The sequence below is a fragment of the Microbacterium sp. B35-04 genome, assembly GCF_010634885.1.
Lineage (GTDB): Bacteria > Actinomycetota > Actinomycetes > Actinomycetales > Microbacteriaceae > Microbacterium.
Genome location: NZ_MWLP01000117.1, coordinates 1 through 630, shown reverse-complemented (window position 1 = coordinate 630; position 630 = coordinate 1). Strand labels below are relative to the sequence as shown.

Annotated in this window: 1 protein-coding gene and 1 pseudogene; one reads left to right on the top strand and one right to left on the bottom strand. The window is 68.9% G+C overall.

Going from position 1 to position 630, the window contains the following annotated elements:
• A pseudogene (locus tag B1729_RS19150) lies at positions 1 to 220 on the bottom strand (alpha/beta hydrolase); the annotation flags it as partial.
• Positions 221 to 365: 145 nt separating this feature from the next.
• Here B1729_RS19150 and B1729_RS19145 point away from each other — a divergent pair.
• Positions 366 to 630 (top strand): alcohol dehydrogenase catalytic domain-containing protein (locus B1729_RS19145; protein WP_163634406.1); only part of this gene is annotated, 265 nt, incomplete at its 3' end.

Sequence of the window (630 nt, the reverse complement as noted above, 5' to 3'; positions counted from 1 at the left end):
CGCGATCCGGCGTGGAGCCCCGCGCGTCGCCGCTCGAGCCGCGGGCGCGGCGGTCCCACGCGACGGCCCGGTAGCCGGCATCCGTCAAAGCATCCGCGAGTCCGGCGGCGTCGGCCGCCGTCGACAGGGCGCCGTTGACGATGACGACAACGGGGCCGTCTCCCTCACCGGTCTGGTCGTACGCGATGGGTGTGCCGTCGGCAGAGGTCACGGTGCGCATGGCGCCCAGCCAAGCACTGGCCGCCGACATCCGCACCCCTTATCGCTTCCGGCGGTCTGTTCGCTGTCATCGAACATAGGTTGCCGGCCACATAAATCTGGTACCGTCATTCATGTTGCCGACCACACAAATGAAGGAGACGGCCATGAAAGCTCAAGTCATCACCCGGTTCGGAGAGCCCGAGGTGTTCGAGGCCAGAGAAGTCGATTCGCCCTCGGCCGGCCCGGGGCAGGTCCTCGTGCGCGTCGCCGTGGCGGCGGTCAACCCGCTCGATGCGAAGATCCGCGGCGGCGCCATGTCATCGATGTTCCCGACGACGTTCCCCGCCGTGCTGGGAAACGAGATCGCCGGTGTCGTGGAGGCGGTGGGCGCCGGCGTGACCGAGCCCTCGGTGGGTGAGCGCGTCGTCG